This is a genomic window from Alkaliphilus hydrothermalis, from assembly GCF_016908555.1.
In the GTDB taxonomy this organism is placed as follows: Bacteria; Bacillota; Clostridia; order Peptostreptococcales; family Natronincolaceae; genus Alkaliphilus; species Alkaliphilus hydrothermalis.
Window position 1 is genome coordinate 90,952 of sequence record NZ_JAFBEE010000009.1, and the last position, 20,669, is coordinate 111,620.

Here is a 20,669-nt window from a genome sequence, read left to right on the forward strand (position 1 = left end):
TAAATTTTAATACTAAGTAGTAATCTTTTAATACTAAGGAGGATATTTGAATGAGTAAAGTAATTGTAATTGATCATCCACTACTTCAACATAAGTTAACCCTGTTGAGGGATAAGAATACTGGAACAAAGGATTTTAAGCAATTGGTAAAGGAAATGTCTATGTTGATGGGCTATGAAATCACTAGAGATCTTCCTTTAGAAGAAGTAGAAATCGAGACACCAGTATGCAAGACTAAGTCTAAGGCAATCGCAGGAAAGAAGCTAGGAATCGTACCTATTCTAAGAGCAGGTCTTGGAATGGTGGACGGAATCCTAGAGTTAATGCCTGCTGCTAAGGTAGGTCATGTTGGTCTGTACAGAGACCCAGAAACTCTAGAGCCAGTAGAATACTACTGTAAGCTACCTACTGATGTTGAGGAAAGAGATTTAATCGTACTTGACCCAATGTTAGCAACCGGTGGTTCAGCTATTGCAGCCATTAAATTCCTAAAGGACCGTGGAGCCACTAACATTAAGCTTGTTTGTATCATTGCTTCTCCAGAGGGTGTTGAAGCAGTACAAAAAGCCCATGCTGATGTAGATATTTACTTAGCTTCTATAGATGAAAAATTAAACGACCATGCCTATATCGTACCAGGTCTTGGGGATGCAGGAGACCGTTTATTCGGAACGAAGTAGAATAAAAGAAAATGAAAGAATGTAAGCCAATCAGAGGGAATGATTCCTAGGGTTGGCTTTTTTTATATACCAAATAAAAAATTAATATAAAGCTCCCCCCAAAAATACATCCCCTACCCGTATATATAAAATGAGGGTTTTTTCATGGCTTAAATCAAACCAAAGGCATTATATGTAAATTGGTAGATTTTTCTTAATTATTAAGTTTTCGTGACAACCAATACATTTTTTTAGAAGTATGTTAAAATGTAGGATAGTAGACTATACTCAATTAAGGGGGAAAACGATATGCGCCCTTCCTGGGATCAATACTTTATGGAAATGGCAGAAGTAGTTAAAACTCGAGCTACATGCCTAAGAAGACAAGTAGGGGCTGTGATCGTCAAGGATAAAAGGATATTAGCCAGTGGCTACAATGGAGCACCCAGTGGATTAGCCCATTGTGCAGATACAGGATGCTTGAGGGAACAATTAAATATACCATCAGGTGAGCGACACGAACTTTGCCGTGGGATTCACGCAGAGCAAAATGCGATTATTCAAGCAGCTCTGCATGGAGTAAAGATAGAAGGGGCAACCCTTTATGTAACGCTACAGCCCTGTGTACTTTGTTCTAAGATTATTATCAATGCTGGGATAGAAAAAGTTGTATTCAAAGGAAGTTATCCTGATCAGTTTTCGGAAGGAATGTTACTGGAGGCTGGTGTGGAGTTAATAAAATTTGATTAAGAAAACATAATAAAGAAAATATTGATTATTAGAAACCATTGTTGTATGATGATGAATGATTAAATGTGATAAGCAAGGAGTGAAAACATGGAAAAATACATTATAGCTTTTCTAATTGCCTTGATGACTTCTTATATATTAACACCCTATGCCATTAAAATAGCCCATAGGATTGGTGCTATTGACGTACCAAAGGACAACCGTCGAGTGCATAAGACCCCAATTCCTCGTTTAGGTGGGTTGGCAATATTTAGTGCTTTTGTGATTACCTCTCTAGTCATGATCCCAGTTAATAAACAACTGGCAGGGATTTTGGTTGGCGCCTCCATGATTGTATTGATAGGGATCATCGATGACGTAAAACAGATTTCCGCCAAGTACAAGCTAGTGGTGCAAATAGCAGCTGCGTTAGTGGTAATCTATAGTGGGGTTAGAATAGAGTATTTCAGTAATCCTTTAAACAGAGGATTGATTAAAGTTGGTATTTATAGTGTTCCGATGACATTGTTTTGGATTGTGGGGATCACCAATGCAGTAAATCTAATTGATGGACTAGATGGATTGGCAGCAGGGGTATCTTCTATAGCCTCCATCACCTTAGCTGTGATCGCTTTCTCAAATGGACAGCCAGAGGCAGCGTTACTACTTTTAATATTAGCAGGTGGAGCGTTAGGTTTCTTGCCCCATAACTTTAACCCAGCCAAAATTTTCATGGGGGATACTGGTTCTTTATTAATTGGTTTTGTACTGGCTACGGTTTCAGTGGCAGGAGTAATCAAGAGTGCTACGGTGATTGCTGTTGCAATTCCGGTGTTAGCCTTAGGAATACCAGTGTTCGATACAGCTTTTGCAATAGCAAGAAGATTGGTGAATAGAAGACCGATTATGGAGGCTGATAAGGGCCACCTACATCACAAACTATTAGATAGAGGGTTGAGCCAAAAGCAAACTGTACTGGTGCTGTATAGTATTAGCGGACTTTTGGGGGCCAGTGCGGTTTTCATATCCGATACCAACAGTAGAGTAGGAGCCTATACGGTATTAACAGCTGTAGCTTGTATTATTCTATATGGTGCTTTAAGAATTGGGTTGGTAAAGAAGGTTGTAACGGAAGAAAAGGCAAAGATATAAGTAAAACACTAACCTATCTTATGATATAAGATAGGTTTTTTCTGCATTAGTCTTTTTTAACATGGCTTGATTTTGCCAATTAGTTAATATAGAATATAGTAGATTGTAAAAAAGTATTAATTTTCCGAACCAGAGGAGATGTTTTATGAAAATTGCAGTGGTTGATGGTCAAGGTGGTGGATTGGGTAAATCCATTACCGAAAAGATTAAAGCACAAATTAAAGCTACAAATATTGAAATCATTGCTTTAGGGACGAATTCTCTAGCCACCTCCAATATGATGAAGGCAGGGGCAAATTCTGGAGCTACAGGAGAAAATGCTATAAAAGTAATGAGTAGCAAAGTGGACGTAATTATAGGGCCAATAGCGATATTAATGGCTAATTCCATGATGGGGGAAATTACATCAGTAATGGCTGAGGCGATTACCAGTAGTAATGCAAAAAAAATGCTTCTTCCCATCAATAGATGTGGTGTATACATAGCGGGAACTCAAGAGCTAAATATGAGTCAAATGATGGATAGCATAGTAAAGGAAATACAACGGATGGTTACACCTAGTGATGATTAAAACAAGTCTATACCAAGGGTATGGACTTGTTTTTTAAGAAACAAAACTAAAAGTAGGTCTTATTTACGTACTATTATTAACCTTAAATGCTTAAAGTGTTGTAAGTATGTTAAGGGTTTTGATTATTTCTATGTATAAAATGAAAAAAATTAATTTAATTACTACATATTGATTGAAAACTTTGGGAAAAATCAATAGTGGGATAAACTAGGAGGAATAGATAAATGAAGAGATTAAAGGTAATGTCCATATTTGGCACCAGGCCAGAAGCCATTAAAATGGCGCCATTGGTGAAAAGACTTGAAAAAGAAGAAGAGATCGAATCGGTTGTATGTGTTACTGCTCAACATAGGGAAATGTTGGATATGGTTTTGCAAATTTTTGACATAAAGCCCCAGTATGACTTAAATCTAATGAAACATGGTCAGACGATCTCAGACATTACAGTAGGGGTGTTAAAGGGCTTAGAGGGAGTCTTGGCTGAAGCGAAGCCGGATATCGTTTTAGTGCATGGGGATACCTCCACTACCTTTGTCGGGGCATTAGCAGCCTTTTATCAGAAAATCAAAATAGGTCATATGGAGGCAGGGTTGAGGACTGATAACATATATTCACCCTATCCAGAGGAAATGAATAGAAGGCTTACGACGACACTAACTAACTTCCACTTTGCGCCTACAAAAGGTAATTATGAAAATTTAATAAAAAATGGTGTTTCCCACGATGAAATACATATAGTTGGTAATACTGTAATAGATGCATTGCTTCAAGTAGTACAGGATGATTATCGCTTTGAAGAAGAAATATTAAACCAAATTGATTACAAGTCCAAAAAAGTAATTGCCATGACCTGCCATAGAAGAGAAAACTGGGGAAAGCCCATGGAAAATATTTTTAGAGCAGTGAGAGGAATTGTGGAAAGAAATCGAGAAGTAGAGGTGGTTTTTCCCGTTCATATGAACCCAGCTATTAGAAAATTAGCACAAGAAATCCTTGGAGGGGTAGAAGGAATCCATTTACTAGAACCTTTGGAGTATATGGCATTTGCCAACCTATTAAACAAAGTTGATATAATTGTAACAGACTCTGGAGGGATACAGGAAGAAGCTCCAGCCCTTGGTAAACCAATAGTTGTAGTGAGAACGGAAACAGAAAGACCAGAAGCGGTTGATGCAGGAACTGTCAAAGTTGTAGGGGTGGAAGAAGAGGATATTGTCAGAGAAGTTGAAATATTATTAAAAGATTCAGCAGCCTATGAGGCTATGGCAAATGCAGTAAATCCCTATGGTGATGGAAAGACCTGTGATAGAATAGTCGATGTACTGTTGAACTATCATAAAAATAATTAAAATAGAGAAAATTATGAAAAATGATACAAAAATACTACGTTAAATCACTTAGAGTTAAAACATTAACAAGAGATTCTAAATTAAAAAACATAAAGCAAAATAGTGTTTTTTAAAAGGATTTTGTAATTCTGTGTCGAATACTATATGACGTAGTAAACACCTGACGTAAGTGATTTCTGCATAATATAATACTGTATACAATATGTGCATAAAATTTAAGTTAACCTGCAAATATTGATAATGTTTTAACGAGATTAATGTAGGAGGTTATCGTTATGAGGTGGGTTAGTAAGCTTCGAAAAGGAGAAGGATATGGCAAAGAAAAGTCATCCATTACAAAATCTAGCTCTGATCAGTCATATTGGACTGATGATGCTATTGCCTATTTTAGGTGGCTTATATTTAGGGCGATGGCTAGATGATAAGTTTAAAACCGAATCCATATTTTTGTTTATTTTTATTATACTCGGAATAATTTCATCATTTGCAAATTTATTTAGAGTGGCAATGAAGAATGTTTCAAAAAAAGGACGTGATTAAATGTGCAAGTAAAAAATAGTCAGTTTATTATTATTATTAAAGAGGTGTTTATTCTAATAGGCATCATATCTGTTGCATGTTTAGTTATTTTAAACAATCCTAAATCCTTTATATTAGGGCTAGTTTTTGGTGGAATAACAAGTGTCCTAAATTTTAGACTGTTATATTTAACATTAAGTAGAGCAGTTCATATGTTACCACATAATGCTGAGAGATACGCAGCCAGTAATTACTTAGTTAGATATGTTATTACCGGAATAGTCTTATTTGTTGCTGTAAGGGCTAATCACATTAACGTGTATGGCGTAGTAACAGGCTTGTTTTTATTAAAATTGGTAATTCTAAGAAATGAGTTATTGAATAAAAAACTAATAAAAGACATTTTAAAGAGAAAGGAGGAGGAGGTATAAATTATGGAAGGTGCAGAAATAATTTTTACATTACCCATATTGGGTATACCTGTATCAGAAACAGTAGTTAATACGTGGATTATAATGGGTGTACTCACCTTATTTGCTATTGTTTCCACACGTAGTTTAAATAGGATACCAAAGGGAATGCAAAACGTAGCTGAGGCAGTAGTAGACCTATTTAATAATTTTACTGCTGATACTATGGGGGAGCAGCAAAAAGGATTTAGTCCTTATATGGGATCATTAGCTCTTTTATTATTATTCGCAAACTTAGCAGGTTTATTTGGTCTTAGACCACCCACAGCGGATTTAAACACTACTTTTGCATTAGCCACAATGACTTTTTTAATAATCCATTTAGGTGGAATGAAAAAGAAAGGTATTAAAGGTTATCTTAAAAACTATATTGAACCCTTTCCTGCAATGTTACCACTGAATATTATTGGAGAACTAGCTTTCCCAGTCTCATTAGCTTTTCGTTTGTTTGGGAATGTAGTGGCAGGAGCGCTAATCATAACGTTATTATATGGAGCACTACAATCTTTGAGTGGTATGTTAGGTATTACCATTATTCCGGTTTTCCAAGCTGCCATTCCGATCGTATTTCATCTATATTTTGACTTATTTTCAGGAGTGTTACAAACTTTTATTTTTGTAATGTTATCTATGGTATTCATTTCTATGGCTGTAGAATAAAGGATTATAATGAAAAAGGGCATACGTATTATAATTTTTCTATTTTATATAGAATAGAAATCTAAAAAATAAGCTAGTAAAAAAATAATCTATATTTATAAGGAGGAATTACTAATGGAAGGAATTACAGGTAGAGAATTAGTTATGGCAGCGTCTGCAATAGGTGCTGGTTTAGCAGCAATCGCAGGTATTGGACCTGGTATTGGACAAGGTTACGCAGCTGGTAAAGGTGCTGAAGGAGTAGGTAGACAACCAGAAGCTCAAGGCGAAATTATCAGAACAATGTTATTAGGTCAAGCGGTTGCAGAGACAACTGGTATCTATGGGCTTTTCATTGCAATAATTCTGTTATTTGCCAATCCGTTTTTGAGACTATTAGGTTAATTAATGTTACGGGGGACAAAACTCCCCCGTATTTACCTAATATTATTTATAGTGGAAGGGAGGCAACAAGGTGGAACCATTGGTAGGTATAAGTTGGAGTTTTATATTCCAAATTCTTAACACGATTTTAATTTTCGTTATTCTTAAGCATTTTCTTTTCAAACCTGTAACTGAGTTCATGGAAAATAGACGTAAAGGCATCGAAGATTCTATCAAAATGGCAGAAGGCAAAAATGCAGAAGCTGAAGAATTAAAGAATGCATATCAAAGAAAGCTGGATGAGATTAAAGAAGAGAGAAGTGAAATGATAAAGGACGCCACTAAGCGTGCAGACCAACGGGGTGAGGAAATCATCAAGAAGGCTGAGCTAGAGGCTAAGAAGTTGATAGATAAGGCCAACAATGATATCGCTAGAGAAAAGCAAAAGGCCCTAAACGAATTAAAGGAGCAAATTTCTGGACTAGTGATTATGGCGGCTTCAAAGGTTGTTGAAAAGGAATTAGATCAGAATAAGCATGAAGCATTAATCAAAGAATTTATTGATGAGGTAGGGGAAGCTAAATGGCAGAATTAGTTGCTAAAAGGTATGCAGGTGCCTTGTATGAAGTAGCCATCCCTTTGCAAAAGCAAGAGATTTTTAAGGAAGAGCTGCTGGCAATACTAGACACTTTAACTGCGCACCCACAATTTGACCAGTTGTTAAAATCTCCCCTCATCCAATCACAAGAGAAAAAAGACATTCTCACTAAGGTATTTCAAGGGAAGATTAGCCAAGAAGTATCAAACTTCCTATACATTTTAGTGGATAAAAGAAGACAAAATCATATTCAAGAAATTATCCATGAGTATAAAGGGATGGTGGAGAAGGCTAAAAACATGGTTGAGGCGATTGCAATTACAGCCGAAGCAATGTCAAAGGATGATTTGTCTCGATTACAAAAAAAGCTTTCATTAACCTCTGGTAAAACAGTAACAATCAAAAACGAAATAGATGGCAGTATAATTGGTGGAGTTCTAATTAAGATGGGAGATCAAGTCATCGACGGAACAATCAAAAACCGATTAGCGCAAATGAAGGAACAATTATCACAAATCATAGTATAGGATAGGGGTGATTTGACGTGAATCTCAGACCCGAAGAGATAAGCTCAATTATTCAAGAGCAGATTAAAAGATATGAAAATAAATTAGAAGTTAAAGATGTTGGAACTGTGATTCAGGTTGGTGACGGGATTGCAAGGATTCATGGGCTAGAAAAATGTATGGCCGGTGAATTATTGGAGTTCCCTGGTAATGTATATGGTATGGCATTAAACCTTGAGGAAGACAACGTAGGTTGTGTACTTTTAGGTTCTGATGACAATATCAAAGAAGGGGACATCGTAAAGCGTACTCAAAGAATCGTGGAAGTTCCCGTAGGTGATGCTTTACTAGGTAGAGTAGTAAATGCTCTAGGTCAACCAATTGATGGAAAAGGTGCTCTTCAAACAAGTAAATATCGTGAAATTGAGAAGGTTGCGCCAGGAATTATTAAGAGAAAGTCTGTACATGAACCATTACAGACGGGGATCAAAGCCATTGACTCTATGATTCCAATCGGTAGAGGTCAAAGAGAGCTTGTAATCGGTGATAGACAAACTGGTAAAACAGCCATCGCCATTGATACCATCATCAACCAAAAGAATACAGATGTTATTTGCATATATGTAGCAATCGGTCAGAAAAAATCTACTGTTGCTCAAATATATGATACATTAGAGAAGCAAGGTGCTATGGACTATACCATTATCGTATCAGCTTCCGCCAGTGAATTGGCTCCATTACAATACATTGCTCCTTATGCTGGTTGTGCTATGGGAGAAGAATTTATGGAAAATGGAAAGCACGCCCTAATCATTTATGATGATTTATCAAAACATGCAGTTGCTTATCGTGCAATGTCATTGCTATTAAGACGTCCGCCAGGTCGTGAGGCATACCCTGGAGACGTATTCTACCTACATAGTAGATTGTTGGAGCGAGCTGCAAAATTAAGTGATGCTGAAGGTGGCGGTTCATTAACAGCTCTGCCATTTATTGAAACCCAAGCGGGGGACGTTTCAGCCTATATCCCAACTAACGTAATCTCAATTACTGATGGACAAATTTTCCTAGAGTCAGAATTATTCCACTCTGGTATTAGACCAGCAGTAAACCCTGGTATTTCGGTATCCCGTGTTGGGGGTAATGCTCAAATCAAAGCTATGAAGCAGGTTTCTGGTAAGCTTAGATTAGAGTTAGCCCAATATAGAGAATTAGCTGCCTTTGCTCAGTTCGGTTCTGACCTAGATAAGGAAACTCAAGAGAAGTTAGCCCAAGGGGAAAGAATCATGGAGATTTTAAAGCAGCCACAATACCGTCCAGTTCCTGTTGAAGAACAGGTAATGATTATTTATGCTGTAACCAACAAGTTTTTAACTGACATCCCTGTTGATGCCATCAGTAGATTTGAAGCTGAATTCTTAGAGTTCATGAGAAATCAACGTTCTGAGGTTGGAGGGACCATCGTAGAGACAGGTAAGCTTGAGAAGGAAACAGAAGAAAAACTTAAGCAGGCAATTGAAGATTTCAAGAAGCAGTTCAAAGATGAATTATAATCATTAAATTTGATGCCGCTTTAACCGGGAGGTGAGATTTTTGGGACTTGGAATGCGGGATATTAAAAGACGTATAAAGAGTGTTAATAGTACAAAACAGATTACAAAAGCTATGGAATTGGTTTCTTCAGCAAAGCTTAGAAAAGCCAAGGAAGAGTTGGAAAAAACTAAGCCCTATTTCAATGCTATGGAGGATACCATCCGTGGGATTTTTGCAAATACAAAGGGGATAAAACATGAGTTTTTAACCCAAAGAGATGTAAAGAAAACTGCATATATTGTTATTACAGCCGACCGTGGTCTTTGTGGTGGTTACAACTCAAATGTAATCAAGCTTGCCAATAGTCATATGGCTGAAAAGCAAAACAAGTCTATTATTGCTGTAGGCGCAAGGGGAAGAGATTTCTTCAAGAAGCGGGATTTTGACTTTGACGGAGAGTATACTCAGCTATCTGAGACGCCGTCCTTTTCGACTGCTCAGCAAATCAGTAGACTAGCTCTAGAGTTATATAAGCAGGGATTAGTGGATGAAGTAAATTTAGTTTATACACAGTTTATTTCAACCATTAACCAAAAGCCAACGGTGAAAAGAATACTTCCTCTAGAAATTTCAGCAGAAGAAGGTTCAAAGGGAAGTAAAACAATGATCGCCTACGAACCATCCCCAGAAGCTGTATTGGATTACCTAGTACCTAAATATGTTGATGGAATGGTATTTGGGGCTTTAGTGGAATCTGCCACCAGTGAACAGGCAGCTAGAAGGGTAGCGATGGAAAGTGCTACCGACAATGCTGAAGAAATGATCGGTAACCTAAAGTTAGTATATAACAGGGCAAGACAGGCGTCTATTACCCAAGAAATCGCAGAGATTGTTGGTGGAGCAGAAGCCTTGAAGTAAGAGAATAATGAATAATGAAGAAGAGCAATTAAGAATTAGGAATGAATAATGAATAATGAAGGATTGATGTTTTAATTATTAACTATTAATTATTAATTATTAATTATTAGTTATTAGCTATTAATTACACATCCTTCGGAGGGAGGTAACGACATGGCTGGAGGAAACATCGGTAAAGTAGTTCAGATTATCGGGCCAGTTCTAGATATACGATTTAACAGAGATCATCTGCCAGCGCTTTTAAATGCCATCGAGGTACAGGCTGGAGAGAAGAAGGTTGTTGTTGAAGTTGCTCAACATATCGGAGATGAAATCGTAAGATGCGTTGCCATGAGTTCTACAGACGGATTAGTAAGGGGAATGGATGCAGTTGATACTGGTGCACCTATTACAATTCCTGTAGGAAGGGCAACTCTAGGAAGAATCTTTAACGTATTAGGGGAAGAGGTAGACGAGAAGGAACCAGTGGTTTCTGAATTCAAGTCACCGATCCATAGACAAGCGCCATCTTTTGAAGAACAAGAGACATCAACTGAGATTCTTGAAACAGGAATCAAGGTTGTAGACTTAATCGCTCCTTATTCTAAGGGGGGTAAAATCGGTCTGTTCGGTGGTGCAGGAGTAGGTAAAACTGTACTGATCATGGAATTAATCAACAACATTGCAAAGGAGCACGGTGGTTTATCAGTGTTCGCAGGTGTTGGTGAGCGTACAAGAGAAGGTAACGACTTATATCATGAGATGATTGAATCAGGCGTTATCGATAAAACAACTTTAGTATATGGTCAGATGAACGAGCCACCAGGAGCAAGAATGAGGGTTGGTTTAACAGGATTAACAATGGCTGAATACTTCAGAGATCAAGAAGGTCAAGACGTATTATTGTTCGTTGATAATATCTTCCGTTTCACCCAAGCAGGTAGTGAGGTTTCTGCATTACTAGGTCGTATGCCTAGTGCCGTAGGATACCAACCAACACTAGCTCAAGAGATGGGAGCATTACAAGAGAGAATCACATCAACTAAGAAGGGTTCTATCACGTCAGTTCAAGCGGTATATGTACCTGCCGATGACTTAACTGACCCAGCTCCAGCGACTACCTTCGCCCATCTTGATGCAACCACAGTACTTTCAAGACAAATCGCAGAGTTAGGAATCTATCCTGCGGTGGATCCACTGGATTCTTCTTCTAGAATCCTGGACCCAACAGTAGTTGGAGAAGAACACTACAACGTTGCAAGGGGCGTGCAAGAAGTTCTTCAAAGATATAAAGAACTTCAAGATATTATCGCTATCCTTGGTATGGATGAATTATCCGACGAAGATAAATTAATCGTATCCCGTGCTAGAAAAATCCAAAGATTCTTATCTCAGCCTTTCCACGTAGCAGAGCAGTTTACTGGAATGCCCGGTAAGTATGTACCTGTTGCTGAGACGATCCGTGGATTTAAAGAAATCTTAGAAGGAAAGCATGATGATTTACCAGAAGGTGCTTTCCTATATGTTGGAACAATCGAAGAGGCAATTGAAAAAGCTAAAGGGAAGTAGGTGATGAGATGGCCTCTAAATTTCATCTCCAAATCATAACACCCACTAGGACTTTCTTAGATGAAGAGATAGAAATGGTAGTACTTAGAACCGTTGAAGGGGATATGGGTATCATGAAAAATCATATACCTATGGTAACACCTCTATCAATTGGAAAGCTAAAAATCAACAAAGATGGTAGTACTCGAGAAGCAGCTATAGCTGGAGGATTCGTTCATGTGGATCGTGAAAAGACAGTGATTATCACCGACTCTGCAGAATGGCCAGATGAAATAGATGTAAATCGAGCAAAGGAAGCCAAAGAAAGGGCAGAGGAGCGTTTAAATAAGGGAACTCAAGACATTGATACCCTTAGGGCAGAAATTGCCCTAAAGAAGGCAATGAATCGTCTTAACTTGGCCCAGAGAAGGTAATGAAGTAGGCAGGGTTTATCCCTAGCTTACAAGCTAACATTAATAAAGAATGCTAATTCATTTAAGGATCAGCATTCTTTTTTTAAAACAGCCACCGAATAGATCCTATTTGGCAGCTGTAGCATTTAAACTATTGTGGCTTAATATGAAATTGCATCAAATGGTGCTTCTTCAGCAGATTCAATGGTGATTACCATTTTAACAGGCAAAGAAACGATCATCTGATGGGGCTCGCTGATCCATCCCATGTCAGCATGAATGGACAACGGGGATATTTCTTCGGAAAGTCGGTGCAGTCTGACCTGTCCATCCTTCATTTCGAGACGACCAGTATAATTTTTATTATTAAACTTAAAATCGAAATCAATTATTTCAGGGATTTGGGAATCAACTAAGGGGAAACGATGGATTGCTTTACCATCTAAATTTACCACCACTTCCTTATCACCTGTTCCCTCCGGTAGCAATAGGGGAATGGCAAAGATAGAAGAAATACTTAAAACTATAATAAAAAGGATCAAAATTTTATCGGCAGTTGTCATTAACTTCATAAATTTCATTGTAATCCTCCAGTCTACAGGCAATTGAAAAAATCATTTAAGATGATTCATCAAGTAATGGGAGTTTCCATAAGATCGATAAAACTATTATAAACTATTTATGTATGCTTGACAATTCGGCATTAGAATAATAGCCTATAAAAAGGGGTAATTTATCATTAGAGAAAAAATACCTCATGGAGACTAAAAGACAGGAGGAAAGATGATGCCTGAAAACGATGATTTGAAAAGGGTGTTAGACTATGCCCTACATGGGACTCCACAACTGAAGGCGGATGAAAAGAGAAAGTGGCTAGGCGAATTCCGAGAAAGGGTATTGATGGGAATTACCTTTCAACAGGCCCTAGAGGATGAAGCCATCAGATACGTAGAGAATGCGCTAAAGGACCCAATGGGAGAAATACTGATTGTTAATAATCGAATTCCGATGAAAATAATGACAAAGTATATGCAACTGGCAAAACGTATGAATAAAGAATACAAAACCATGGCAACCAACTGTATTGAAGCCATGGGGGTAGTGGTGGTTAATCGTAGAGCCATCAACCGAAATGATGTTGTTCCAGAAATAAAAATGTTACCAGAAAAGTTTAGACATCTTCACCACAAATCCCTTTGCTCTAAGCACTTTAAAGAATTAGAAGAGACTGCACCTGAGTACATAGAAGGCTACAATCAAATTTCCTTTGGGGATAGGATGATGGGGATTAAATGCGCTGTATGCCAGAAAATTGAAGATGGTGGACCCTTAATGTAGAGAAAAAATTGCTGTTGAACACAGCAATTTTTTTCTGTTTTTGGGGTTGAAGTGTATAAGGAAATGTATTCTGTCTATAATCATAATACAAGAGAAGAGAATGAGTTGTGAAGCAAGATGTTTTTTGTCCCCCTTTAACATCCAAATACAATCTTAGTTCTCTTCTCTTTAATTGCTTAATATGATCAAGAGGCTATATTCACCGAACAATTACAATTAATAGGAGGATCAACATGAAAAAGCTATCTTTTTACGGAATGATTATTATTTTATTATTTAGTTTAGTAAATGTTTCTGAAGGGAACTCAAGGATAGAAGAAGACCCAATACACCAAGAGGCAAATGCACTAATAAAAGCTTTTGAAACAAGTGAAACAGATTTAATGGAGATAAATGTTAATTCTACCCTACAACTGCCTAATAAAATACTTACATTAGAGGAAATGGAAAATATAAAAGAAAATTTAATAAGAGGCCTAGGATTAGAAGGAGAAAGAAAATTAACCGAAAATAAAGAGCACTATGATCCTTACTTTATGGTGGGAGAGGCTATTGAAGAGAAAGTAATCTATATTAATAGATATCGAGATGAAGCAACTAATCAAATAACTGTTAGCTCGATAGATCCAAGTGGTGAAATGGCAGTACTGAAATTATACTCTGCTGAGGTAGATAATAAAAAAGAATCGCATATTATTGTTGACATAGTAAAAAATAAAGGATATAAAGATATAGGAGATAACATTAGACAACAACAGGAACTACTTACTAAATATGGAGACCGTATCGAAACCACCACTACCTTAGTAGGCACTACAGCAGGGAGATTCACTGAAAAAGGTACAAAAGCGTGGGTTGAGTCAGTGATTAAAAGTGTTAAGGGTAAAAAAATTGAAGAGGTAATGGATGATGACTATACCAGCACCACTTTATACACCAAAGAGATTTCAAAAGTAATGAAATATGACAATAAGAAAATCAATGTTCAAATTGCCACGCGATATAGTGCTTTTGAAGATAAAACCTATATGTGGATTGCGACACCTCTAATTACCAATACTTATTAATTTATTCGTATACATATAATTTAAAAAACAGATATATATTAAAGGACTGATGACACGATGGAAAGAGAAAGAGAGGAAAAAGTTGTGGGGAAAATTATCGTTGAAAAAAGCGGCCCCCTCATGGGAACAGTAAGGGTAAGTGGTGCAAAAAATTCTGTATTGCCAATACTTGCCGCGTCATTACTATCGACAGATCAATGTATTTTAGAAGAAGTTCCAGGTCTAAATGATGTAGATGTAATATGCGACGTTTTAACTTCCTTAGGGGCAAAGGTTAATAGACTAGAGGGAGAAAAAGTAGAGGTAAATGCCGTTAATCTTACAAGCTGTGAAGCTCCCTATGAGCTAGTAAGAAAAATGAGGGCTTCCTTTTTAGTAATGGGCCCCCTGTTAGCAAGACTTGGGGAAGCTAGAATCTCCATGCCAGGCGGTTGTGCCATTGGAACAAGGCCCATTGATTTACACTTAAAGGGCTTCAAGGCAATGGGGGCTGAAATTAATTTTGGTCACGGATATGTAGAAGCAAAGGCAGAGCGCCTAGTGGGCACAAAGATTTACTTAGATTTTCCAAGTGTAGGAGCCACTGAAAATATTATGATGGCTGCGACATTGGCAGAAGGACAGACAATTATAGAAAATGCTGCAGAGGAGCCTGAAATCACAGATTTAGCCAACTTCTTAAATAAGATGGGGGCGAGAATAATGGGGGCAGGAACCGACACCATTAAAATAAATGGCGTAGAATCCTTAGGTGGGGCTGTCCACACTGTTATTCCTGATAGAATTGAAGCAGGAACCTATATGGTGGCGGCTGCTATGACAGGAGGAAATGTGCTAGTAGACAATGTAGTAGCAGACCATTTAAAACCTGTTATTGCAAAGTTAAAGGAAAGTGATGTTGAAGTAATTGAAGAGGGAAATGGGATTCGGGTAATTGCCAAAAAAAGACCAAAAGCAGTAGATATCAAAACCCTTCCTTACCCTGGATTCCCCACTGATATGCAGGCGCAGTTTATGGTGATGATGTCAGTGGCAGAGGGAACCAGTGTATTTATTGAGACAGTTTTTGAAAATAGATTTATGCACGTTAGAGAACTGGAAAGAATGGGAGCAAACATTAAAATCGAAGGTAGATCTGCCATCGTAAAAGGTAGAGAACATCTCCTGGGTGGTCCAGTAAAGGCGACTGATTTAAGAGCAGGAGCAGCTTTGATATTAGGTGGCCTAGTTTCAGAGGGGCCTACTATTATAGGAAATATAGAGCATATAGACCGAGGCTATGTAAATATAGAAGATAAGCTACGGGGTTTGGGTGCTAAGATATATAGGAAGGATGTAGTAGAAGAAGAATCAGAATAAATTTAGCCTGTTGAAAAGCCATCATCTTCTTCGTCACTGCGAGAGACCAGCACCCTCGCGTATTATTTATACGCCACGGCCGCTGGTCTTTTTTGTTCTAGGAATTATACCAGTAGCATATACCTTATTATAATTTGATAATAAGGAGACATGCTGATGAAGGGTATTTTTTTTACAATACTTTTATTGATTATTTCAACCCTATTAATACCGCTCTTAATTGTCACTACCTTTGAATTGGATATACCACTAAGAGACAAGCCGATACAACAGCAAACTATTGAGTCGGATTTAAAAATTAAAGTATTAAATCATAAGACCAATGAAGTGATGGATTTGAACTTAGAAGAGTATGTTACCAATGTCGTGGCGGCAGAAGTACCAGCTTCCTTTGAAGTAGAAACCTTGAAAGCACAAGCAGTGGCCGCCAGAAGCTATGCCCTATGGAAAATGATGAGATTTAAAGATCAACCGAACCCAGATCATCCTGAGGCAGACCTTTGCACCGACCACAATCATTGCCAAGCTTGGTTATCAAAGGAGGAACTGCGGGAAAAACACAATCGACTATGGATGTATAGCTATTGGCCTAAGATTCAGGAGGCAGTGGAGGAAACTAGAGGGATTATCATGACCTACAATATGCAGCCGGTAGAGCCTCTTTATCATTCCACCAGTGGTGGTAGGACAGAGAACTCTGAGGATGTATTTTCTACTGCAATGCCCTATCTCAAAAGTGTATCCAGCCCCTATGAAGAACGGGCCCCCTATTTGATTGATACGAAAAAGGTATCTATTAAAGAGTTTATTAAAGGAACGAAGGTACTAAACGATACAGTAAAGCTGAAGGAAAAGGATATAGACTCTCAAATAAAGATATTAGACAGGAGTGCAGGCGGAAGCGTAAAAAGAATAGAAATTGGAGGAGTAGAATTTAGGGGCTCCGATATTAGGCGAATTTTGGGGTTGAGATCATCTAATTTTACATATGACATAAAAGGAGACCATATCACCTTTACCACCAGAGGATATGGCCATGGGGTAGGAATGAGTCAATGGGGTGCCAATGGTATGGCAGAAAGGGGCCATACCTACGAAGAAATCTTAAAACACTATTATCAAGGTATTACCTTAAGTAAAATGAAAAGCTATCAAAATTAACCTAAAATATCCACCTTCTCCTGTATGAAACCCCTTAAAGTGGTGATACTACAAATGGAGGTGGATATAATGTCATATAATAATAACCACGACAACGAAGATAAGAAAAACAAAAAATCTCTGTATCAATTTTTGGACAAGGAAGGGTTTTATATCATTCTTTTTCTTTGTGTTTGCATTGTTGCAGTATCAGCCATATGGGTTTCAAACCAAAATCAAGACCCAATCGTAGGAGAAAAACCATCTCAACAGGGAGAAGAGGCTCCTGATGTAACCCTAGTGGAGAAAGATCCAACCACAGATCTGGAGGAAGCTAGTGAAACTGTAGTGATTCCTCAAACGAAGAAGGAGAAGAAACAAGAAAAACCTGCTACTAAAAAAGAAGAAGAAACGATAAAGTCTGAAAAGACTAATGAAGTAAAGGAAGTAGACGAAACAGAAACAGCTGCGGAAGCAAAAGCTTTGCAGGTGATGATGATGCCAGTAATGGGAGAACTAGGACTGGAGTATGCGGACGACCATTTGGTGTATCATAAAACCTTGGATCAATGGAGTACCCATAGGGGGATTGATATCCATGCAGAAGAAGGAACCCCAGTTCGAGCGGTAATGGAGGGTGAAGTTCTAGAAGTAATTAATGATACAGTGATGGGAATCACCATCACCCTAGAACATGAAAATGAAGTCTTAACAAGATATAGCAATTTATCCACCGATGCCATGGTACAGGTGGGAGATATGGTAACTAAAGGACAGATTATCAGTGGCGTTGGAACAACCGCATCAGTAAAGGCTGAGGAAGGCCCTTTATTACATTTCCAGGTGATTAAGGATGGAAAAGTTGTTAATCCGATGACATATTTACCTGAAAATAATTAGTTTTTAAATAATTGTTGATATTTTAACTATTTTCCCTAATTCTTAATTCTAAAATTCCTACACCCCTCATAAGATGAAATAAGACACTTTAATAGAGGGGGGTTAAAGTTTTGAAGGATTATATAGAAAAAAGGGTGATGGAAATTGCCAACTTTATCATCAACGAAGGAGCAACGGTAAGACAAACAGCCAAGCTATTTGGTGTTAGTAAGAGCACAGTACATAAGGATGTCACAGAAAGACTTCCTAAGATAAACCCTCTGATCGCCGACCAGGTCAAAAACATCCTTGACATCAACAAGGCAGAAAGACACATTAGGGGTGGAAGAGCGACAAAAATGAAGTACAAGACTGGTTCATAGGTTGAGAAAAAGATCTAAAAAATAAACGCCCCAATAAAAAGGCCTTCAATGGATATTGAGGGTCTTTGCTTCTTTTTGAAGTGATGAATAAGACTCGTGGATATGCAGAAAAGTTACATAAAAATAAGTCCCCAAAAAAAAGGAATTTACATAAATTTATAGAAGTCATAATAGTTGAAGTTTACCTATTTATGAACAAGTTAAAAATTTGCAATTCTGAGATTTAAGGGGAATTGGAAATTACAATAGATTATTATTGAAAGCGAGGGAAATCAATGTTTGGAATTGGATCGGATATCGGAATTGATCTTGGCACCGCCAGTGTATTGGTATTTGTAAAGGGAAAGGGAATTGTACTACAGGAACCTTCTGTAGTGGCAATCGATAATAATACCAATCGAATATTAGCAGTAGGAGAGGAAGCTAGAAGAATGCTAGGCAGAACTCCTGGTAACATTGTAGCGATTAGACCTCTAAGGGATGGCGTTATCTCCAATTATGAGATGACGGAAAGAATGATTAAATACTTCATCAATAAGACTGTAGGTAAAAAGCTATTTTTCAAGCCTAGAATCATTGTGTGTGTTCCTAGTGGTGTAACAGAGGTAGAAAAAAGAGCGGTAATTGATGCCACTAATGAGGCCGGTGCCAGAACGACCCATATTATTGAAGAACCCATTGCTGCAGCAATAGGAGCAGGACTCGATATTTCTCAACCTAATGGACATATGGTGGTGGATATAGGTGGTGGAACCTGTGATATAGCGGTTATTTCCCTAGGAGGTATTGTTGTCAGTACATCAATAAAGGTGGCTGGGGATAAGTTCGATGAAGCGATTATCCGGTATATGAGGAAAAAGCACAATATAATGATCGGTGAAAGAACTGCTGAAGATCTAAAGATAAATATTGGCACTGCTTCCCCTAGAAAAGATGAAATCAGCATGGAGGTAAGGGGACGAAACCTTATTTCTGGTTTGCCTGTCAATATCCAAGTGAGTAGCAAGGAAATGCAGGATGCTCTAGAGGAGGCGGTAATGGCTATTGCAGAGGCAGTACATAGTGTACTTGAAAGAACTCCACCAGAGTTGGCAGCTGATATTGCAGACCAAGGCATCATCATGACGGGTGGTGGAGCCCTCTTATGGGGACTAGATAAATTAATTTCCAATAGAACTGGGATACCAGTTTATATTGCAGAAGATACCGTATCATGTGTAGCAAAGGGAACTGGGAAGGCTTTAGACTCTCTACATATTTTAGAACAGGGAAGTCAAAATACAAGATCAAAATACTTATAATAGCATCGTAGAATACTCTAAATTTATTCTACTAGGACATAAGACCTATTTTGATTCAATAAATGGAAAACCCTACTTTTGACTAAAGTCTAGACACCATTATGTCGATAACACATACAGAGATTAAATGATGAGGTGGTATAATGTTAAGAGGACTCTACACAGCTGTATCAGCAATGCAGACAACCGAAAAAAAGATTGATGTAATGGCTAATAACATGGCAAATGTTAATACCACTGGTTTTAAAAAGGATGTAGTGGTTTCTGAGACATTTTCAGAGGTATTATTACACAAAATTAATGGAGAACTACCTACAGAGGCCTTCAATAAATCAACAAGGGTGGAGGTAGAGGTGAAAAATGGCTCCTATCATCTATCTACTCAAGGGGGATTTTTCATGGCAAAGACCCCAGATGGGATTAGCTACAATCGTGAGACCAGCTTTGCTGTAGATAAGGATGGCTATTTAAGAACCTATAGTAGAGATGTAGAGGGAAGAGTGGATGCTAGTCAAGGAAATTACATTTTAAACTCAAATAAACAACCAATATTCGTAGGCAGTGGGGATTTCGAGATTATGCCAACGGGAAACGTGGTTGCAAATGGTCAAATAGTAGGTAATATGATTACCAGAGGTGGGCCTAATACAATAGGTACAATTAATGGTGGTATTGGTATCCTTAAGATTGAGGCGAATTTTAGTCAAGGGACAATCGAAGCAACTGGTAATAACTTAGATATGGCGATTCAAGGAAATGGATTTTTTAAAATAGCAGATGGAAATGGTAATACTTATTATACTCGAAATGGGAACTTTACCCTTAATAGCAATGGAGAGATTGTCACCAGTGAAGGATATTTTCTGCTAAATGATGAGGGAGCTTCTATACTGGTGGAGGGCAACGATTTTCAAGTATCTGAAAAGGGTGAATTAATTATTAATAATCAACCTGTAGATAAAATTGATGTAGTAGATATTCGAAATGTAAGTGACCTAAGGAAACATGGAGAAGGATACTACAAAGTTGTTGACGGGGCGACGGCAGAAACCCAATCATTTACTGGAGGCCTACTTCAAGGATACCTAGAATCCTCCAATGTTAACACTATTAAAGAAATGGTACAAATGATTAGTGCCTACAGAACATATGAATCTAATCAAAAGGTAGTGAAGGCTTATGATGAACTGCTCCATAGGGCGGTGAATGAAATAGGAAAGCTGTAGAGGAGGCTA

The 20,669-nt window shown here is 37.8% G+C and carries 25 protein-coding genes; 24 read left to right on the plus strand and 1 reads right to left on the minus strand.

Translation table 11 applies throughout. The annotated features are described in order from the left end of the window. Nucleotides 1-50 precede the first annotated feature (50 nt). From upp to JOC73_RS08270, 16 genes are all read left to right on the plus strand, one after another. Nucleotides 51-680: a uracil phosphoribosyltransferase gene (gene upp, locus JOC73_RS08200; RefSeq protein WP_204401950.1), complete on the plus strand. Its 630-nt coding sequence runs from the start codon at nucleotides 51-53 to the stop codon at nucleotides 678-680. Between the two features lie 288 nt (nucleotides 681-968). Next, nucleotides 969-1,409 (plus strand): deoxycytidylate deaminase, encoded by a 441-nt coding sequence (locus tag JOC73_RS08205; RefSeq protein ID WP_204401952.1) that lies wholly within the window; start codon nucleotides 969-971, stop codon nucleotides 1,407-1,409. Nucleotides 1,410-1,496: 87 nt separating this feature from the next. Continuing rightward, nucleotides 1,497-2,540, plus strand: a complete 1,044-nt coding sequence (locus JOC73_RS08210) for a glycosyltransferase family 4 protein (RefSeq protein WP_204401954.1) — start codon at nucleotides 1,497-1,499, stop codon at nucleotides 2,538-2,540. Between the two features lie 145 nt (nucleotides 2,541-2,685). Next, nucleotides 2,686-3,111 (plus strand): DUF3842 family protein, encoded by a 426-nt coding sequence (locus tag JOC73_RS08215; protein ID WP_204401956.1) that lies wholly within the window; start codon nucleotides 2,686-2,688, stop codon nucleotides 3,109-3,111. A gap of 224 nt (nucleotides 3,112-3,335) precedes the next feature. After that, complete coding sequence (gene wecB, locus JOC73_RS08220) at nucleotides 3,336-4,460, plus strand: non-hydrolyzing UDP-N-acetylglucosamine 2-epimerase (RefSeq protein ID WP_204401958.1); 1,125 nt, start codon at nucleotides 3,336-3,338, stop codon at nucleotides 4,458-4,460. 275 nt (nucleotides 4,461-4,735) lie between these two features. Then, nucleotides 4,736-4,882, plus strand: a complete 147-nt coding sequence (locus JOC73_RS15120) for a hypothetical protein (protein WP_243427902.1) — start codon at nucleotides 4,736-4,738, stop codon at nucleotides 4,880-4,882. Then, complete coding sequence (locus JOC73_RS15480; protein ID WP_243427901.1) at nucleotides 4,833-5,000, plus strand: AtpZ/AtpI family protein; 168 nt, start codon at nucleotides 4,833-4,835, stop codon at nucleotides 4,998-5,000. The genes JOC73_RS15120 and JOC73_RS15480 overlap by 50 nt, the downstream gene beginning before the upstream one ends. A gap of 2 nt (nucleotides 5,001-5,002) precedes the next feature. Next, nucleotides 5,003-5,410 carry an ATP synthase subunit I gene (locus JOC73_RS08230; RefSeq protein WP_204401962.1) on the plus strand — a complete coding sequence of 136 codons (408 nt, stop codon included), beginning with the start codon at nucleotides 5,003-5,005 and terminating at the stop codon, nucleotides 5,408-5,410. A gap of 3 nt (nucleotides 5,411-5,413) precedes the next feature. Beyond that, the gene (gene atpB / locus JOC73_RS08235) at nucleotides 5,414-6,109 is read left to right on the plus strand and encodes a F0F1 ATP synthase subunit A (protein WP_204401964.1); all 696 of its coding nucleotides are present in this window, start codon (nucleotides 5,414-5,416) and stop codon (nucleotides 6,107-6,109) included. 114 nt (nucleotides 6,110-6,223) lie between these two features. Beyond that, nucleotides 6,224-6,493 carry an ATP synthase F0 subunit C gene (gene atpE, locus JOC73_RS08240; protein ID WP_204401966.1) on the plus strand — a complete coding sequence of 90 codons (270 nt, stop codon included), beginning with the start codon at nucleotides 6,224-6,226 and terminating at the stop codon, nucleotides 6,491-6,493. A gap of 70 nt (nucleotides 6,494-6,563) precedes the next feature. After that, nucleotides 6,564-7,067, plus strand: a complete 504-nt coding sequence (atpF, locus tag JOC73_RS08245) for a F0F1 ATP synthase subunit B (protein ID WP_204401968.1) — start codon at nucleotides 6,564-6,566, stop codon at nucleotides 7,065-7,067. Continuing rightward, nucleotides 7,055-7,597 (plus strand): F0F1 ATP synthase subunit delta, encoded by a 543-nt coding sequence (locus JOC73_RS08250; protein ID WP_204401970.1) that lies wholly within the window; start codon nucleotides 7,055-7,057, stop codon nucleotides 7,595-7,597. Before atpF ends, JOC73_RS08250 begins: the two co-directional genes overlap by 13 nt. A 17-nt stretch (nucleotides 7,598-7,614) precedes the next feature. Then, nucleotides 7,615-9,129 carry a F0F1 ATP synthase subunit alpha gene (gene atpA, locus JOC73_RS08255; RefSeq protein ID WP_204401972.1) on the plus strand — a complete coding sequence of 505 codons (1,515 nt, stop codon included), beginning with the start codon at nucleotides 7,615-7,617 and terminating at the stop codon, nucleotides 9,127-9,129. Between the two features lie 31 nt (nucleotides 9,130-9,160). After that, nucleotides 9,161-10,027 carry an ATP synthase F1 subunit gamma gene (gene atpG, locus JOC73_RS08260; RefSeq protein ID WP_334297447.1) on the plus strand — a complete coding sequence of 289 codons (867 nt, stop codon included), beginning with the start codon at nucleotides 9,161-9,163 and terminating at the stop codon, nucleotides 10,025-10,027. A gap of 153 nt (nucleotides 10,028-10,180) precedes the next feature. Beyond that, entirely contained in the window at nucleotides 10,181-11,575 is a 1,395-nt protein-coding gene (atpD, locus tag JOC73_RS08265; protein ID WP_204401976.1) for a F0F1 ATP synthase subunit beta, read from the plus strand. A gap of 8 nt (nucleotides 11,576-11,583) precedes the next feature. Then, nucleotides 11,584-11,988, plus strand: coding sequence for a F0F1 ATP synthase subunit epsilon (locus JOC73_RS08270; protein ID WP_204401978.1), 405 nt, complete (start codon nucleotides 11,584-11,586; stop codon nucleotides 11,986-11,988). Nucleotides 11,989-12,128: 140 nt separating this feature from the next. Here JOC73_RS08270 and JOC73_RS08275 read toward each other — a convergent pair whose 3' ends face one another. Further along, on the minus strand, nucleotides 12,129-12,548 hold the full coding sequence (locus JOC73_RS08275; protein WP_243427898.1) for a NusG domain II-containing protein: 420 nt from the start codon (nucleotides 12,546-12,548) through the stop codon (nucleotides 12,129-12,131). A 205-nt stretch (nucleotides 12,549-12,753) separates the two neighbouring features. Here JOC73_RS08275 and JOC73_RS08280 point away from each other — a divergent pair, with 205 nt between their 5' ends. The 8 genes from JOC73_RS08280 to JOC73_RS08315 all read left to right on the plus strand — a co-directional run bounded on the left by JOC73_RS08280 (nucleotide 12,754) and on the right by JOC73_RS08315 (nucleotide 20,660). Beyond that, nucleotides 12,754-13,305, plus strand: coding sequence for a YueI family protein (locus JOC73_RS08280; protein ID WP_204401980.1), 552 nt, complete (start codon nucleotides 12,754-12,756; stop codon nucleotides 13,303-13,305). Between the two features lie 233 nt (nucleotides 13,306-13,538). After that, entirely contained in the window at nucleotides 13,539-14,372 is an 834-nt protein-coding gene (locus tag JOC73_RS08285; RefSeq protein ID WP_204401983.1) for a YwmB family TATA-box binding protein, read from the plus strand. An 84-nt stretch (nucleotides 14,373-14,456) separates the two neighbouring features. Beyond that, nucleotides 14,457-15,731, plus strand: a complete 1,275-nt coding sequence (gene murA, locus JOC73_RS08290; protein ID WP_204402020.1) for a UDP-N-acetylglucosamine 1-carboxyvinyltransferase — start codon at nucleotides 14,457-14,459, stop codon at nucleotides 15,729-15,731. A 156-nt stretch (nucleotides 15,732-15,887) separates the two neighbouring features. After that, nucleotides 15,888-16,892: a stage II sporulation protein D gene (gene spoIID, locus JOC73_RS08295; RefSeq protein WP_204401985.1), complete on the plus strand. Its 1,005-nt coding sequence runs from the start codon at nucleotides 15,888-15,890 to the stop codon at nucleotides 16,890-16,892. A 69-nt stretch (nucleotides 16,893-16,961) separates the two neighbouring features. Further along, nucleotides 16,962-17,771, plus strand: a complete 810-nt coding sequence (locus tag JOC73_RS08300) for a M23 family metallopeptidase (RefSeq protein ID WP_204401987.1) — start codon at nucleotides 16,962-16,964, stop codon at nucleotides 17,769-17,771. Nucleotides 17,772-17,881: 110 nt separating this feature from the next. Beyond that, nucleotides 17,882-18,133 (plus strand): sporulation transcriptional regulator SpoIIID, encoded by a 252-nt coding sequence (spoIIID, locus tag JOC73_RS08305; RefSeq protein ID WP_204401989.1) that lies wholly within the window; start codon nucleotides 17,882-17,884, stop codon nucleotides 18,131-18,133. Nucleotides 18,134-18,408: 275 nt separating this feature from the next. After that, a complete protein-coding gene (mreB, locus tag JOC73_RS08310; RefSeq protein ID WP_204401991.1) occupies nucleotides 18,409-19,434 on the plus strand; it encodes a rod shape-determining protein in 1,026 nt (341 codons plus the stop codon). Between the two features lie 143 nt (nucleotides 19,435-19,577). Further along, the gene (locus JOC73_RS08315) at nucleotides 19,578-20,660 is read left to right on the plus strand and encodes a flagellar hook-basal body protein (RefSeq protein WP_204401993.1); all 1,083 of its coding nucleotides are present in this window, start codon (nucleotides 19,578-19,580) and stop codon (nucleotides 20,658-20,660) included. The last annotated feature ends 9 nt before the right edge of the window (nucleotides 20,661-20,669 follow it).